The 430-nt window shown below is 63.5% G+C and carries 1 protein-coding gene; it reads left to right on the plus strand.

Annotated features, from left to right (window positions below):
• A partial coding sequence (locus EOD15_RS35450) for a ParB/RepB/Spo0J family partition protein (RefSeq protein ID WP_127409399.1) occupies positions 1 to 430 on the plus strand: 430 nt, incomplete at both ends.

Consider the following 430-nt stretch of genomic DNA (forward strand, 5'->3'; position numbering starts at 1 on the left):
GTATCAGATCGTCCACGGCCATCGCCGCTACCGGGCCCATAAGCTGAACCAGGCAGCGAACATCGAAGCCGTGGTGACCGATAAGCAGGGAGCCGTATCGCAGCTGGTGGACAACCTGCAGCGCGAGGATCTGACCACGGCGGAACTCGTTGGTGGCATTGCCGGCCTGCTGGGGGATGGCATGAGGCAGACGCAGATTGCAGAGCAGCTGGGCAAGAGCAAGGCCTGGGTTTCAAAACACGCCGCACTGACGGAGCTTGCCAACGTGGCCCCGGAACTGCAGGAACTGCTGGACAGTGAGCGGGTGCGCGATGCCAGTACGCTCTACGAGGCCCTGCAGTGCTACAAGCAGGACGCCGACGCCGTGCGTGCGTTCCTGGCCACCACGGGCGATCGGCAGATTGTGCAGGCTGACATTGAAGGCCTGCGC

Origin of the sequence: Mesorhizobium sp. M7A.T.Ca.US.000.02.2.1 (assembly GCF_003996995.1) — a bacterium.
Lineage (GTDB): Bacteria > Pseudomonadota > Alphaproteobacteria > Rhizobiales > Rhizobiaceae > Mesorhizobium.